Genomic DNA, 14,311 nt, shown 5'->3' with positions numbered 1-14,311 from the left:
TCAGAACAGCAACGAAATCGCGATCGAGGCCAGGGACACGGCGATGACCCATTGTGCGAGACGGCCCGACATGATCGAAGCCCGCTTTTCGCTGGCCAGATCCTTCAGCGTGTCGTCGTTGAGGCGGATGCCGTTCTCGATGAGATCGGGCAGCTGCACCGACAGGACCCCGAGGCCCTCGGCGAGATCGGGAACGCGCCGCAGCAGCCGCAGCATGGCCTCGATGCCGTCGCGGGTTTCGCGCAGTTTGGCCGCGGGCCCGAGCTCGGTGAGGATATAGTCCGAGACGACCGGTTCGGCGGCCACCCACATGTTGAACTTCGGGTCGAACGTTCGGGCGACGCCCTCGACGACGACCATGGTCTTCTGCAGGAGAACGAGCTCCGGCCGCGCCTTCATCTCGAACAGGTCGGTCACCTCGAACAGGAGCGACAGGAGATGGCCCATGGAGATCGTCTCGGCGGGCTGGCCGTAGATCGGCTCGCCGATCGCGCGCAGCGCCTGGGCAAAGCTCGCCACGTCCTGCGTGCGCGGCACGTAGCCGGCCTCGAAGTGCAATTCGGCGACGCGCCGGTAATCGCGCTTGATGAAGCCGTAGAGGATTTCGGCGAGGAAACGCTTGGAATCGTCGGACAGGCGCCCGACGATTCCCATATCGACGGCGACGACCGCGCTGTCGGGCGCGACGAACAGATTGCCCTGGTGCATGTCGGCATGGAAAAAGCCGTCGCGCATCGCATGGCGCAGGAAGGACTGGACGACATTGACCGCCAGGAGCTTGGGATCGTGGCCGGCGGCGATGATCGCCTCGACATTGCTCATCTTGATGCCGTCGATCCATTCCATGGTGACGACGTCGCGGCCGGTGCGCTCCCAATCGATGCGCGGGACGCGAAAGCCGGTATCGCCCGCGATGTTGTCCGCCATCTCGGACGAGGCGGCCGCCTCCAGCCGCAGATCCATCTCGATCTTGGTGGTCTGGGTCAGGGTCTCGACGACCGCGACCGGCCGCAGGCGGCGGGCGGCGGGAAAGAACCGCTCCAGGAAGCGCGCGATGAAGGCGAACGCATCGAGTTCGCGCCGGAACTGGGCGCGCACGTCGGGGCGGATCACCTTGACGGCGGCAAAGCGCTCGACGCCGTCCGGATCGAGGATGCGGGCCTTGTAGACCTGAGCGATGGAGGCCGCGCCGACCACTTCGCCGAGCTCGACGAAGAGTTCGTGCATGGGCCGGCCGAGAGTGACCTCGATCTCCTCGATCGCCTGCTCGGTGGGAAATGGCGGGACACGGTCCTGCAGCCCGCCCAATTCGTCCGCAAAGGCGGTTCCGACGATGTCGGGACGCGTGGCGAGGAACTGGCCGAGCTTGACGTAGGACGGGCCGAGCCGGTTCAGCGCCCGCGACAGGCGGTCGGAGCGTTCGCGGTCGGCGGCGCTTTTGCGCTCCAGAAGCCGTGCGGCCTTGTAGGCAAGAAGCGCCGGCGCGGGCAGGCCTTCGGAGGGAAGCGCGCCGACGACGCCCTCACGCGCCAGGATGAAGCCGGCGCGCGCCAGTGCGATGATACCTCGGATGGGATTGGCCACGCCGGTTCAGCCTCGGCTTTCGTCGTGTGTCACAGCTTCCAGCCCGAATGCAGGGCCGCGATGCCGCCCGTCAGATTGCGATAGGTCACGCGCTCGAACCCGGCGTCGCGGATGAGCGAGGCGAAATTCTCCTGGTTCGGGAACCGGCGAATGGATTCCACCAGATATTCGTAGGATTGGCGATCCTTGGCGACCCGTTCGCCGATCGCCGGAATGCCCTTGAACGACCAGGTCTCGTAGATCTTGTCGAAGCCGGGTACGTCGACCTCGGAAAATTCGAGGCAGAGGAAGCGGCCGCCGGGCTTCAGAACGCGGTAGGCTTCGGCCAGCGCCTTGTCGATGCGCGGCACGTTCCGGATGCCGAAGGCGATCGTGTAAGCATCGAATTCGGCGTCCGGCAGCTTCAGGTCCTCGGCATTGGCCTCGACGAAGCGCAGATTGTCCGACAGGCCCTTCCTGGCCGCCCGCTCGGCCCCGACGCCCAGCATGGAGGCGTTGATGTCGAGCACCGTTCCCTGCGCCTTGCGGCGCGTGCGCTCGACGATGCGGAAGGCGACGTCCCCGGTGCCGCCGGCGACATCGAGAAAATTCCATCCCGCCCGGTGCGGCGGGCTCAGCCACGCCACCATCGCGTCCTTCCAGACCCGGTGCAGGCCGCCCGACATCAGATCGTTCATCAGATCGTAGCGCTTAGCGACCCTATGGAACACGTCGTTGACGCGCGCCTGCTTCTCGTCGCGGCCCGAAACGGTCGCATAGCCATAGCTGGTTTCCATGGCATCGGCATCTGTCGCACGGCTGTCGGACATGGCATTCGAACCTAGCATTTGATCGCACCGTCCTGGATGACGATATCGATGGGACAAATCAAAGAGGACCGACCCCCGCAAGGCGGTCCGTCCTGCAATGCTTAATGTGGATGTCGCGCCAACGATCCGCGCCACACAGTCTGGGACTTATACGCTCATGCCGGAATTGCCAGAGGTGGAGACGGTCCGCCGCGGATTGCAGCCCGTATTCGAGGGCGCCACCGTGACCGGGCTGCATCTTGCGCGGCCGGATCTGCGCTTCCCGCTTCCCGACCGGTTCGCCGAACGGCTCGTCGGTCAGACGATCGCGAGCCTGTCGCGCAGGGCCAAATATCTGCTTGCCGAAACCACGGACGGGCTCGCGCTTGCCATGCATCTGGGCATGTCCGGCGCGTTCCGCATCGAGACCGAGGGCTTGGAAACGGTTCCCGGCGCCTTCGTCCATCCGCGCTCGGAGGCAAGGACGCACGACCATGTCCGCTTCCGGCTGCAGCGTCCGGGCGCGCCCCTGGTGTCGGTCGTCTTCAACGATCCGCGACGATTTGGCTACATGACGCTGATCGAGCCCGGCCAGATCGCGACCCATCCCCATTTTTCCCATCTCGGCATCGAGCCGACGGGAAACGCGCTGACCGGCGCGGTCCTCGCGCCGCTCTTTGCCGGCAAGGCGTCACCGCTGAAGGCCGTGCTCCTCGACCAGCGCCTCATCGCGGGGCTCGGCAACATCTATGTCTGCGAGGCGCTCTGGCGCGCCGGGCTTTCGCCGCGCAGGAGCGCCGGCACGCTCGTGCGCAAGGACGGGACGGCGACGAAGCGGCTCGCCGATCTCGCCGATCACATCCGCCGGACCATCGCCGACGCGATCCTCGCCGGCGGCTCCACCTTGCGCGACTATCGCAAGGCCGATGGCGAACTTGGCTACTTCCAGCATTCGTTCGCCGCCTACGGGCGAGAGGGCGAGCCCTGCCGGCGCGAAGGGTGCGGCGGCACCATCGCGCGCATCGTCCAGTCCGGCCGCTCCACCTTCTTCTGTCCCCGATGCCAGCGCTGATCGCGCATCCGGCCGATCCGGGGTTTTTGCCTCGGGTGCCGGTCGCCGCACCCATTCGCAGCAAGGCGTGGCACCGCATGTTGCATCCGGACGCGCGCGCGCTCTTTATGCGCCTTGAAGATCGAGGCATGGCGAGACCATCGAGGGCGCAGGACATCATGGCATACGAAACCATCAAATCGGAAACCCGCGGCCGGACCGGGCTGATCACGCTCAACCGGCCGAAGGCGATGAACGCCCTCAGCCAGCAGATGATGCGCGAGATCTGCCAGGCGGCGGAGGATTTCGACCATGACGGCAGGATCGGCGCCATCGTCCTGACGGGCACCGACAAGGCATTCGCGGCCGGGGCGGACGTGAAGGAGATGGAAGCCTACGAATATTCCGAAGCCTATCTCCAGGATCTGTGGGCCGGCTGGGACCGTCTCACGCGCGTCCGCAAGCCCCTCATCGCCGCCGTCGGCGGCTATGCGCTCGGCGGCGGCTGCGAGGTCGCGATGATGTGCGACATCCTGATCGCGGCGGAGAACGCGAAGTTCGGCCAGCCGGAGATCACGCTCGGCATCCTGCCCGGCATGGGCGGCACCCAGCGGCTCGCGCGCTCCATCGGCAAGGCCAAGACCATGGACCTCGTCCTGACGGGCCGGATGATGGACGCGAAGGAAGCCGAAAGCTGCGGCCTCGTCTCGCGCATCGTCCCGACCGCCGATCTTCTGGAAGAAACCTTGAAGATCGCCGAAAAGGTGGCGGACTTCTCCCTGCCCGCCGTTCTGGCGGCCAAGGAGGCGGTCGTCGAAGCCTTCGAGACCCCGCTCGCCTCCGGCCTGAGGCACGAACGCCGCCTCTTCCACGCCTCGTTCGCCACCGAAGACCAGACGGAAGGCATGGCCGCCTTCGTCCAGAAACGCGGGCCCCAGTTCAAGAACCGCTAGCCCTGGGAATCGCAAGGCCCGGACGCACGCGGGCACGGGCCTTGGACGATCGAGCCGAAGAGCCGAAAACAACGCGACCCTTGAGGGCACCGGGCAAAATCCAGCGCAATTCACAAAGGCCGTTTCCAAGCTTCCTCTTCAGGCCCGCTCGGGCCCCGTCAACGGTTCGACGCGCGACGGGCTGTGCGACGAGATCGTTCCGGTGGGGGTCCGTCCACGGACCGTCCACTCGCCCGCGAAACCAAAGCTCTCGTTAAGCCGGAGCAACGGCGCGAAGCCCGCCGCCGCGCGGACAGACGACGGAACGTTCCTCGCAGACCGTCCTGCAACTATCGTTCGGCAAACAGACAGGCCGCGCTGTGCCCTTCGCCGACGTCGATCATCGGCGGCACTCTCTCGGCGCATTGGTCTTCCGCAATCGGGCAGCGGGTTCGAAAGGCGCAGCCCGACGGCGGATTGATCGGAGACGGTGGATCCCCCGTGATGTCCGCGCCGTTTGCGCGCCTCGCAAGCAGCGGGTCTGGTATGGGCGCCGAAGCGAGAAGTGCCTCGGTATAAGGATGGGTTGGGGTTTCGAACACGGACGCACGCGGGCCGATCTCGACGATCCGTCCGAGGTAGAGAACGAGGATACGGTCCGAGACGAGGCGAACGACGGACAGGTCGTGGCTGATGAAGATCAGCGTCAGCCCGAATTTCTCTCTTAGGGCACCGAGGAGATTGCCGATCTGCGCCTGGATCGAGACATCGAGGGCGGAAACCGGCTCATCGCAGACGATGAGTTTCGGTCGCGTGACGATCGCCCGTGCGATGCCGATCCGCTGGGCCTGGCCGCCCGAAAATTCATGGGGATAGCGGTTGGCCATCTCGGGAGCCAACCCGACCGCCTCCATCGTTTCAAGCACCCGGTCACGGCGTTGCGATCGCGAAAGCGCGGGCTCGGACACCCGCAAGGGTTCGGCGATGATCGCTTCGACCGTCATACGCGGATCGAGCGAGGCGATCGGGTCCTGGAAAATGATCGAGAGGTCCTTGCGGGCCTCACGCATGTCACGCTCGGTGAGATCCGTCAGCGAGCGACCCTGCCACACGATATGGCCCCGGGTCGGCTCGACGAGCCGAAGGATCGAACGACCGAGGGTGGATTTTCCGCAGCCCGATTCGCCGACGATACCGAGCGTTTCCCCCGCTGCAAGGTCGAAAGACACCTCGGTGACGGCGCGCAGTTTGGCGCTTTTCCGGAACAGACCTCCGCCGACATCGAAGGTTTTCGAAAGGTCGCGAACGGACAGGATCGGCTCAACCATGGGGCGCCTCGTCGATCGACGGATCGGACGGGTCCGCCCGTGTCACCCCAAACGGGAACCAGCAGGCGACCTGCCGATCGTTCTTGATCGCCTCGAGCGGTGGCCGTTCGCTCGCGCAACGCGCCTTCGCGTACCGGCATCGCGGATGGAACGCACACCCTTTCGGCGATGATGCAAGACTTGGCGGACGACCGGGAATCGGTTCGACGGCGCTCGCCTCGCGATCAACGCGCGGGATCGATTTCAGCAGAGCGGCCGTATAGGGGTGCGCGGGCCGCTCGTAGAGCGCGAAAACCGGCGCGTCTTCGACGATGCGCCCCGCATACATGACAGCAACCCGGTCGGCGATACCGGCAACGACACCCAGATCATGGGTGATCATCACCAACGCCGTGTCGTGTTCGGCCGTCAGATTGCGAAAGAGATCGAGAATCTGGGCCTGGATGGTAACATCGAGCGCCGTCGTCGGCTCGTCCGCCACGATCAGCTTCGGTCGGCACAGGAGCGCCATGGCGATCACGATTCGCTGGCGCATGCCGCCGGAGAGTTCGTGCGGGTACTGATCGAAACGGCGCTCGGCGTCGGGAATACCGACGCGACGGATCATGGCGAGCGCCTCCGCCTCGGCCCGCTTCTTCGGCAGGGCTCGATGGATGCGCAAGGTTTCCGAAAGCTGATGCCTGATCTTCATGGCCGGGTTGAGCGCGGTCATCGGATCCTGAAACACCATCGCCATGTCGCGGCCGCGCACCCGATCGAGATCCCTCTCCGCCATCGTCAGAAGATCGTGGCCCTCGAGACGCGCCCTGCCGCGCGTCGAACCGTTCCGTGAAAGAAGACCGAAGACGCCGTTGAAGGTCTGGCTCTTGCCCGAGCCCGACTCGCCGACGACGGCCACGGTCTCGCCGCGTGCGACGGTGAGATTGAGATCCTCGACCGCATGCCGCGCGCCGTCCGGCGTGTCGAAGACGACACCGTAATCGCTGAGTTCGAAAAAGGGCGTCATCATCGGTCTTTCGGGTCGAAGGCGTCGCGCAACCCGTCGCCGACGAAGGCGAAGGCCAGGAGCAGCGTGACCAGCACGCCGCCCGGGAAGAACAGCAGCCAGTCGGCGACCCCGATAACGTCCGCACCGGCCGAGATCAGGGTGCCGAGCGAGGTCAGCGGTTCCTGCACGCCGAAACTCAGATAGGAGAGGAAACTCTCGGTGACGACGATTTCGGGAATGGTCAGCGTGGCGTAGATGACCACCGGTCCGACAAGGTTCGGCACGATGTGGCGCAGAATGATCGGAAAGGTCGATACGCCGGCGGCCCGCGCCGCCTCCACGAATTCCATGTGCTTCAGGCTGAGGGTCTGACCGCGAACGATCCGTGCCATGGTCAGCCACTCCAGAAGACCGATGGCGGCAAACAGCAGGACGACATTGCGCCCGAACATCACCATGAGAAGGATGACGAACAGGATGTAGGGCAAGGCGTACATGACATCGACGAAGCGCATCATCGTGCTGTCGACCCTGCCGCCGAGATAGCCTGCGGTCGCGCCATAGAGAACACCGACGCAGACCGAGACGACGGTCGCGATCAGGGCGACGAGCAGCGAGACGCGGGTGCCATGCAGAGTGCGGGCCAGAAGATCGCGGCCGTTCTGGTCCGTTCCGAAATAGTGTCCGGTTTCGAACGAGGGGGGCGAGGTGAAGGCCGACCAGTCCGGCGTCTCGTAGTCGTAGGGGATGAACCAGGGACCGACGATCGCGGCGGCGATGATGAAGCACAGCACGAAGAGCGAGACCATCGCCACCCGGTTCGAGCGGAACCGGCGCATCGCGTCCGAGGTCAGCGATCGCGGCGCGCCGGCCGGACCGTCACCGGCATCCGGGATGAACCGCTGAAGCGCAGCGCGCTTGTCGAGGGTCATGCTCATCGCGTTCTTACCTTCGGATCGAGCCAAGCATAGGCGAGATCGACCAGCAGGTTCAGGAGTACGATCAGCGCCATGTAGAAGATGACCGTCCCGAGAACCATGCCATAGTCGCGGTTGAGGGCGGCGTTGATGAAATAGCGCCCGATGCCCGGAATGCCGAAGATCTGCTCGACGACGATGGAGCCGGTCAGCAGATAGCCCGCGGCCGGACCCAGATAGGAAACGACCGGCGTCAGTGCGGGTCTGAGCGCGTGGCGCAGGATGATGCGCCGACGCCCGATCCCCTTGGCCCGCGCGGTCTTGATGAAGTTCGCATTGAGGGTCTCGATCATCGAGCCACGCATCAGCCGCGAGATCCGCGCGACATGCGGCAGCGCCAGAACGATGACGGGCAGCGTCAGATAATAGGGCGAGCCATTGCCCCATCCGCCGACCGGCAACCAGCCGAGTTCGACGCCGAACACCAGCTGCAGGATGGGCGCGATCAGGAAATTCGGAACGACGAGGCCGATCATGACGATCCCCGCAATGCCATAGTCGGGAATACGGTTCTGGTAGAGCGCGCCGTAGATGCCGGCGGCCACTCCACCCACCACCGCGACCAGAAAGGCCGCGCCGCCGAGGATCAGGGTGTAGGGCAACCCGATCGCGATCTGCCGTGCGACCGAGAAGTCCTTGGTGACGAAGGACGGTCCGAGGTCGAACTGCACGAGCCGGCCAAGATAGCGCAAATATTGATAGATGAGCGGATCATCGAGGTGGTAGTAGGCCCGCAGATTGGCCATGACCTCCGGCGGCAGGGCCCGCTCCTGGTCGAAGGGGCCGCCGGGAGCCAGCCGCAGGATGAAGAAGCAGGCGGTGATCGCGATCAGGAGAACCGGGATCGTCGTGAGAAGCCGCCGAACTGCAAACGCGATCATTCAGCGCACTCCACCATGCCGCGCGATGGCATCGAGCCGGGTTCGTCGCTCACTCGGTCTTCGCCAGCCAGCGCGTGCGATGGATGTCCTTGATATTGTCTTCGAAGCCCGAGATCTGCGGAGACACGACGTTCCGGCTGACATAATAGTAGATCGGGATCGCAGCCGAATCCTCGAGAGCGATCGTCTCCGCTTTCACGAGGGTCGCCGCCCGCTCCTCGAGGTTCTGCATCTCTGCCGCCTTGTTCAGCAGCGCGTCATATTCGGGGTTGGTCCAGCGGCCGTAATTCATCTCGATGCCACTTTTCAGAAGGTCGAGAAAATTCGTCGGATCGTCGTAATCGGCGAGCCAACCGGCGCGCCCCACCTCGAAAGTCCCCTGGCGCAGATTGGCATAGTGCACCTTGGTCTCGGCATTGGTGAGTTCGACGTCGACACCGAGCGGCTTCCACATGGCGGCGACCGCAACGGCAATGCGTTTGTGATTGTCGTCGGTGTTGTAGCTCAAGGTGAGCTTCAGCGGATTGTCCGGCCCATGGCCCGCTTCGGCCAGAAGCCTCTTGGCCTCCTCGACCCGCTGAGGATAGGCCATGTCCTTCCACTCGACATAGGCCGGACCGCTCTCGTAATTGCCGATCCCTGGCGGCACCCAGGAAAAGGCCGGCAGCTCTCCGGTTCCCAGAACATTCGGCCCGATGATCTCCCGATAGACGGCCATCGACAGCGCCTTGCGCACGTCGGCCTTGTCGAGCGGCGGCCTGGACGTGTTGAGGACGTAATAATAAAGGCCCGCGAACGGCTCCACGCGCGCCTCGCCGGGCCGGTTCTCCTGAAGCCATTTGTATTGATCGGTCGGGAAGCCGGTCAGGATATCGAATTCGCCCGCGCGATACCGGCGCAGCGCCGCCGACTGGTCTTCCAGCGTGAAGAACTTGACGCCGTCGATATCGAGGCTCTCCGGATCGCTCCATTCCGGATTCTTCTCGGTCAGGACATGGCTGCCCGGCACCCATTCGACCGGCCGGTAAGGACCGTTGGTCACGATATTGCCGATCTGGACCCAGGCGTCGCCCTTCTCCTTCAGAACATGCTCGGGCAACGGATAGGCCGTGTAGTGAAGCAGCGCGCTGAGATAGTACGGGGTCGGCCGCTCGAGCGTGATCTCCACGGTCCTATCGTCGATGGCCTTGACGCCGAGCGCGTCGAGATCGTCCATCTTGCCGGTGTTGATCGCTTCGGCGTTCTTGATCGGATATTGGAGATAGGCGTATTGCGCGGCCTGCTCAGGATCCATCAGGCGCTTGAATGCGAAAACGAAATCCGACGCTTTGACCGGCTCGCCGTCCGACCATTTGATTCCCTCTTTCAGATTGAACGTGTAGGTCAGGCCGTCGTCGGAGATCGTCCAGTCCCGCGCCATGCCGGGAATCGGCCTGGCCTTCGCATCCTCCGTCACGAGCCCCTCGAAGATGTCGCCCACGATGCGGTTTTCCCAATCTCCGCTGACCCTTTGCGGATCGAGCGAGGTCGCATCGCCGCCATTGTGAAGGTTCAGCGTGACGGCAGCAGCGGGCGAAAGCCCCGTCACCGCACAGAGGGCAACGGCGCTGACAAGAGCCTTGAGGAAATGGTGCATCGGTTACCCGTCGGTTGTCGATTCAATCGTTTCCAACGACGAGACCATAGTTTCTCCAGACGGTCAACGCGTGCATATTGCGCGCTATGATGAAATGAAAGGCGCCGTTCGCTCACGTCCCGCCCGATCCCACGCCCGCCTCCGGCGCTTTGCGATCGAAGGGCCCCGCGCCTACGCCGGTTGCTCGTTCCGCGCCATACGGGATAACAGAACGAGACGAGGCACTCATCGCTGGCGGATGAAAATTCAGTGGAAGGTCGACGCAGGGGTGTTTCGCCAGGGATGGTCTTGACGAACGCCGCCCGATCCAAAACGAGATCCATCCACGGCTTCCCGGTCGGTGCCAGATCCCCGGTCCGGCCCACGGTCGACAGAAGAAGAATCAACGGACATGCAGTCGACCAGCGGTCAGTATTTTGCTTCGCTTGACTCGGTTCGAGCCCTGGCCGCCCTGTTGGTTTTCATTTGGCACTTCAACCATTTCGACGAGGGCCAGCTGGACCCGCCACTTGCGCCGTTCGTCTCGCTCCTGACCGAAGGCCATACGGGTGTCGCCGTGTTCATGACACTGAGCGGTTATCTCTTCGCGCGGATCATCGGTGACGGGACCATTCGTTTCGGACGGTTTCTGACCAATCGGGCCCTACGCCTTCTGCCGCTTCTATGCGTTTCGTTTGCCGGATTTTACGTTCTCGCGCTTTGGCAGGCCCAGGTCACCGATCTTGCGACCGCCTCTCTCGTTACCTCGGCTTATGTTTCGAGCATCGTCGAAGGGCTTATCTTTCCCGTCGCCCCGGGCGGCGCCTGGTCGATTACCGTAGAAGCGCATTTCTATCTTCTGATACCAATCCTGATACCCATAATTCGGCATCGGATCTGGACCATCCTGCCATTGATCATCGTCATGATCGCGTTGCGCTACGGGCTTTGGGAGCGGAATGGCTCCATCCAGTACGCGGCGTATTTTTCCATCATCGGTCGCCTCGATCAGTTTCTGTTCGGTATGTGGGCTGCTTATTGGGGTTCTCGGGCGTTCCCCAAACGGCATGTTGGCTGGCAATTGCTGTTCGTCTTCGTCCTGTTCAACCTCCTATGGTGGCAGTTCGATCGTCTCGGCGGTTTTTACGGCAATGGTGGATATCCGTCATCATCGGCAATCTGGATCGTTCTGACGACCATCGAAGGTCTGTTCTTCGCTCCCATGATTTACATGGTGGAAAACCTGAATCTCTCCAAACGGAATCGGTTCATTCGATGGACCGCCCCGATCGGGCGATGGTCCTATTCGATCTACCTTCTGCATTTCTTCTTCGTGTTCGCGATGGCGACCGCCATCGACCGCTCTGTGTTCAATCTCGAGAACAATGGGGCCGTTCTTCTGGTCGGGTTGGTCTGCTTTGCCGCAACCGCAGCGATTTCAGCCCTGAGCTACCGGTTGATTGAACGTCCCTTTCTACAGTTCCGCCTGTCCTATCTGTCCGAGAGATCCGCCTTGCCCGGCGAAGGCCGTCACGGTGTTTCCGACAGTTGAAGCATGCACTTGGACGGCGCGACCGGCCGGCCTGTCGCAATCGGCGCCGCCTCCGACCGGAGTTACTCATCGCTGCTACGAAGAGGCTCTGACCGCCGAGATCGGCGTGCCCGCCTCCGGCACAGCGTCGCCGGGTGGTATCTGCGGAACTCGGCGCTCGTGCATGCGACCGGCTGGACGGTGAACGCCAAGCCGGTCGAGCGGATCTGGTAACGAAAGGTTCCGGCTTCGCAGGCGATTGATCGGTTCTTTGACAGAACGACCATGCCGCGCAGCTCTTCGCGCTTCGAAAGGGTCGCAAAGCCTGGAAGATGAGGCGCGCAGACGGCTTTCGTGACCTGAGAGAAAGTTTGCGCCAGGCCCACCCGTTGACGGGTCGCGTAAGGCGACGTAACTCTTGAGCCGGAATGGTGGATGGGGCTGTAGCTCAGTTGGGAGAGCGCGTCGTTCGCAATGACGAGGTCAGCGGTTCGATCCCGCTCAGCTCCACCAGCTCCCTGCATGCGTCTATTTATCCATAAAAAACAGTTATTTAGCGATATAACCCCGCTTTTGGCGTACCCACGTTCGTACCCATTGAACGTACCCGGGTCGAGTGGAGGCCTCATCAAATATGGTGGGCTTCGTCCGGGATTGTCCGCTGCAACCCGAGATGTTTGGTGCAAAATTCTGAGCGGCTATTCGATATATGGGACCCGAATGAAGCTTCCCCCCCCGGTGGGGGCAAGGGACTGCCGAACCAGTGAGCTTCGATAGGAAGTAATTTATAATTCTCGCCCATTCTCTAACGTAATCCGATTAAGACCAGCGTCTTTAGCCTCTCCTATTAAAACTCTCATGTTCGCGCTCTTAAAAAACTCCGCTAGCTCGTGTATGTAGGCCTCTGGGGTCTCAAACGAACCAAGACTAACTACCTCCGCTCCGATGGTCGAAAGTTTATATGCGCGGAGATTTATCGTTTTGTTATCATCTCTGGGAATTGCAACCAAGCATCTGTTCCGATTAAGCTTGACAACCATCGGATTTTCATGACTGAAATTCAGGGGGACAGTGAACCCTATTCCAGTCGCCCCGGTCAGTATGCCTAGCTCTTCTAATTCGATCAGATTGACAAATTGTATTCCGTACTTCTCAAGGAAACTTGCATCGCTGTGGGTATTTTCCGGAGCTAGAATACGTATCTTATCGCAAACGTATGGACCAATCTTTTCAATTAGTCTCGCTTCTTTGACATCTATACTATTTAAAAACGACATTGTTCGTTTAGAATAAGATCCTTGCGATTTTATTTCGCCAGCCAGCAATCTTGCCCAAAGTAGACGCAGATCGTTATTGGTAGTTCGCTCGGCTCCTTCGCGCCACGAACTTAACCAGTCCGGCTCGATACCGGCATTTTGTGGGTTTATCGTCTCTTCTTCTTCGCTCGGAGCTTTCTCTGCTATTTTGTCGCTGTCCGCAGCATCGGCTACCAATACATCCTCTGTCATGCTCACAGTCGCGCGGAGCGCCGCTAATCTCTCGATATCACTGATATTGGCGGATATTTGTGATTGGGCTGCGAGAGCTGAAAGGTGAGTTGTGTCACGTAAGGCATTGTTGAGGTCGAGCTGTGCATCCCGTCCTACAACATTGGGGAGCTGCATACCCCCAGTGTCCGCGTTATAGGAAATTTGAGAATGGGCAGGGCCTGTGATCAGCTTGCTTTCCGGATTTAGCTTTGCACGTCCTGCAAGGATATCCTGCGCATCCCGCATCGCCTCGGCATCTCGAAGCAATTCGTAACGGCGAACATCTGCTCTCGCCTTCCCCTCACGGCGTATTTGGGCTGGGCTTGCAAGACCTGTCCCAAGTTTCTCGATGCTTTCCCAGAGCCGCTTCAGCAGCTCCTCCCCAGGCATCCAAGCCATAAGCTTCCTCCGACTGATCTCGACGTCGTTGTACAACCCAAATCAAGTTCATGTCCACAATTCTATACCTTTCTGACCCAGTCGGGTTGACTGTACCCTTTGCGTCCGATAACCGGTTGTCCATCGAAGCCTTAGGGGATTATGGACATGGCAACGGTCGCTTACGCTCGCGTCTCCACCGGACAACAGGACTACACAACGCAGATCGCACGGCTCGAAGAGGCGGGGGCCAAAAGGGTCTTTCAAGAGAAGCGCTCGGGTCTCGACGGGGATCGGCCAGCACTCGCTGAGTGTCTCCGATACGTGCGAGAGGGCGATACGCTCATCGTCACGAAGCTGGACCGGCTCGCTCGCTCGACGGCAGATCTCTATCGGATCATCACCGATCTTCAGGCCAAAGGCGTGGCGTTTAAGGTATTGGATGACAGCGCTGTCGATACCTCCACACGCACTGGCAAGCTCGTCATGGGCATTCTCGCGTTGATTGCCGAGTTCGAGACCGAGATCAGGAAAGAACGCCAGATGGAAGGCATCGCCAAGGCGAAGGCTGAGGGGCGGGTTGGTGGTCGTCCTCCCAAGGTGACCGATGAGACGCGAGCGTCGATCCTGAAGCTACGAGAGGAAGGCGAGAGTATCCGTGCGATTGCGGCAAAGGTAGGTTTCTCGAAGGCCACCGTGCAGAAAGCTCTAGGACGTTAACCATTCGCG

At 61.8% G+C, this 14,311-nt stretch carries 12 protein-coding genes and 1 tRNA gene; 5 read left to right on the top strand and 8 right to left on the bottom strand.

Translation table 11 applies throughout. The features are described from left to right. Together ubiB and ubiE are read right to left on the bottom strand one after the other, a co-directional pair. Positions 1-1,584 carry a 2-polyprenylphenol 6-hydroxylase gene (gene ubiB, locus U0C82_RS08710; RefSeq protein ID WP_322186678.1) on the bottom strand — a complete coding sequence of 528 codons (1,584 nt, stop codon included), beginning with the start codon at positions 1,582-1,584 and terminating at the stop codon, positions 1-3. A 29-nt stretch (positions 1,585-1,613) separates the two neighbouring features. Then, positions 1,614-2,393 carry a bifunctional demethylmenaquinone methyltransferase/2-methoxy-6-polyprenyl-1,4-benzoquinol methylase UbiE gene (gene ubiE, locus U0C82_RS08705; protein WP_322186884.1) on the bottom strand — a complete coding sequence of 260 codons (780 nt, stop codon included), beginning with the start codon at positions 2,391-2,393 and terminating at the stop codon, positions 1,614-1,616. Between the two features lie 157 nt (positions 2,394-2,550). Between ubiE and mutM the strand changes: the two genes are divergently transcribed. Beyond that, positions 2,551-3,444, top strand: a complete 894-nt coding sequence (gene mutM, locus U0C82_RS08700; protein WP_322186677.1) for a bifunctional DNA-formamidopyrimidine glycosylase/DNA-(apurinic or apyrimidinic site) lyase — start codon at positions 2,551-2,553, stop codon at positions 3,442-3,444. 158 nt (positions 3,445-3,602) lie between these two features. Beyond that, the gene (locus U0C82_RS08695; protein WP_322186883.1) at positions 3,603-4,376 is read left to right on the top strand and encodes an enoyl-CoA hydratase; all 774 of its coding nucleotides are present in this window, start codon (positions 3,603-3,605) and stop codon (positions 4,374-4,376) included. Positions 4,377-4,705: 329 nt separating this feature from the next. Here U0C82_RS08695 and U0C82_RS08690 read toward each other — a convergent pair whose 3' ends face one another. From U0C82_RS08690 to U0C82_RS08670, 5 genes are read right to left on the bottom strand one after another with little or no spacing between them, the layout of a single operon-like run. After that, positions 4,706-5,683, bottom strand: coding sequence for an ABC transporter ATP-binding protein (locus U0C82_RS08690; protein WP_322186676.1), 978 nt, complete (start codon positions 5,681-5,683; stop codon positions 4,706-4,708). After that, the gene (locus U0C82_RS08685; RefSeq protein ID WP_416186639.1) at positions 5,676-6,692 is read right to left on the bottom strand and encodes an ABC transporter ATP-binding protein; all 1,017 of its coding nucleotides are present in this window, start codon (positions 6,690-6,692) and stop codon (positions 5,676-5,678) included. Before U0C82_RS08685 ends, U0C82_RS08690 begins: the two co-directional genes overlap by 8 nt. Then, positions 6,689-7,609, bottom strand: a complete 921-nt coding sequence (locus U0C82_RS08680; protein WP_322186674.1) for an ABC transporter permease — start codon at positions 7,607-7,609, stop codon at positions 6,689-6,691. Before U0C82_RS08680 ends, U0C82_RS08685 begins: the two co-directional genes overlap by 4 nt. Continuing rightward, the gene (locus tag U0C82_RS08675; RefSeq protein WP_322186673.1) at positions 7,606-8,529 is read right to left on the bottom strand and encodes an ABC transporter permease subunit; all 924 of its coding nucleotides are present in this window, start codon (positions 8,527-8,529) and stop codon (positions 7,606-7,608) included. Before U0C82_RS08675 ends, U0C82_RS08680 begins: the two co-directional genes overlap by 4 nt. 49 nt (positions 8,530-8,578) lie before the next feature. Continuing rightward, positions 8,579-10,165, bottom strand: a complete 1,587-nt coding sequence (locus tag U0C82_RS08670) for a peptide ABC transporter substrate-binding protein (protein ID WP_322186672.1) — start codon at positions 10,163-10,165, stop codon at positions 8,579-8,581. A gap of 391 nt (positions 10,166-10,556) precedes the next feature. Here U0C82_RS08670 and U0C82_RS08665 point away from each other — a divergent pair, with 391 nt between their 5' ends. Both U0C82_RS08665 and U0C82_RS08660 read left to right on the top strand, forming a co-directional pair. After that, the gene (locus tag U0C82_RS08665; protein WP_322186671.1) at positions 10,557-11,696 is read left to right on the top strand and encodes an acyltransferase family protein; all 1,140 of its coding nucleotides are present in this window, start codon (positions 10,557-10,559) and stop codon (positions 11,694-11,696) included. A 416-nt stretch (positions 11,697-12,112) separates the two neighbouring features. Next, positions 12,113-12,188 (top strand) — tRNA-Ala (locus tag U0C82_RS08660). 272 nt (positions 12,189-12,460) lie between these two features. Here U0C82_RS08660 and U0C82_RS08655 read toward each other — a convergent pair. Further along, positions 12,461-13,603, bottom strand: coding sequence for a DUF2806 domain-containing protein (locus tag U0C82_RS08655; RefSeq protein ID WP_322186670.1), 1,143 nt, complete (start codon positions 13,601-13,603; stop codon positions 12,461-12,463). A 147-nt stretch (positions 13,604-13,750) separates the two neighbouring features. On the opposite strand from U0C82_RS08655, the gene U0C82_RS08650 reads away from it, so the two are divergent. Beyond that, positions 13,751-14,302, top strand: coding sequence for a recombinase family protein (locus U0C82_RS08650; protein ID WP_322186669.1), 552 nt, complete (start codon positions 13,751-13,753; stop codon positions 14,300-14,302). Positions 14,303-14,311: the final 9 nt, after the last annotated feature.

Origin of the sequence: Fulvimarina uroteuthidis (assembly GCF_034321785.1) — a bacterium.
In the GTDB taxonomy this organism is placed as follows: domain Bacteria; phylum Pseudomonadota; class Alphaproteobacteria; order Rhizobiales; family Rhizobiaceae; genus Fulvimarina; species Fulvimarina uroteuthidis.
The sequence above is the reverse complement of the archived record's forward strand: the minus strand, read 5'-3'. Positions and strand labels throughout refer to the sequence as shown.

What these genes read in the sequence shown, in the direction of transcription:
- ubiE (WP_322186884.1), bottom strand. Translation starts at nt 2,393, where the DNA reads ATGTCCGACAGCCGTGCGACAGATGCCGATGCCATGGAAACCAGCTAT.
- mutM (WP_322186677.1), top strand. Translation starts at nt 2,551, where the DNA reads ATGCCGGAATTGCCAGAGGTGGAGACGGTCCGCCGCGGATTGCAGCCC.
- U0C82_RS08695 (WP_322186883.1), top strand. Translation starts at nt 3,603, where the DNA reads ATGGCATACGAAACCATCAAATCGGAAACCCGCGGCCGGACCGGGCTG.
- U0C82_RS08690 (WP_322186676.1), bottom strand. Translation starts at nt 5,683, where the DNA reads ATGGTTGAGCCGATCCTGTCCGTTCGCGACCTTTCGAAAACCTTCGAT.
- U0C82_RS08685 (WP_416186639.1), bottom strand. Translation starts at nt 6,692, where the DNA reads ATGATGACGCCCTTTTTCGAACTCAGCGATTACGGTGTCGTCTTCGAC.
- U0C82_RS08680 (WP_322186674.1), bottom strand. Translation starts at nt 7,609, where the DNA reads ATGAGCATGACCCTCGACAAGCGCGCTGCGCTTCAGCGGTTCATCCCG.
- U0C82_RS08675 (WP_322186673.1), bottom strand. Translation starts at nt 8,529, where the DNA reads ATGATCGCGTTTGCAGTTCGGCGGCTTCTCACGACGATCCCGGTTCTC.
- U0C82_RS08670 (WP_322186672.1), bottom strand. Translation starts at nt 10,165, where the DNA reads ATGCACCATTTCCTCAAGGCTCTTGTCAGCGCCGTTGCCCTCTGTGCG.
- U0C82_RS08665 (WP_322186671.1), top strand. Translation starts at nt 10,557, where the DNA reads ATGCAGTCGACCAGCGGTCAGTATTTTGCTTCGCTTGACTCGGTTCGA.
- U0C82_RS08655 (WP_322186670.1), bottom strand. Translation starts at nt 13,603, where the DNA reads ATGGCTTGGATGCCTGGGGAGGAGCTGCTGAAGCGGCTCTGGGAAAGC.
- U0C82_RS08650 (WP_322186669.1), top strand. Translation starts at nt 13,751, where the DNA reads ATGGCAACGGTCGCTTACGCTCGCGTCTCCACCGGACAACAGGACTAC.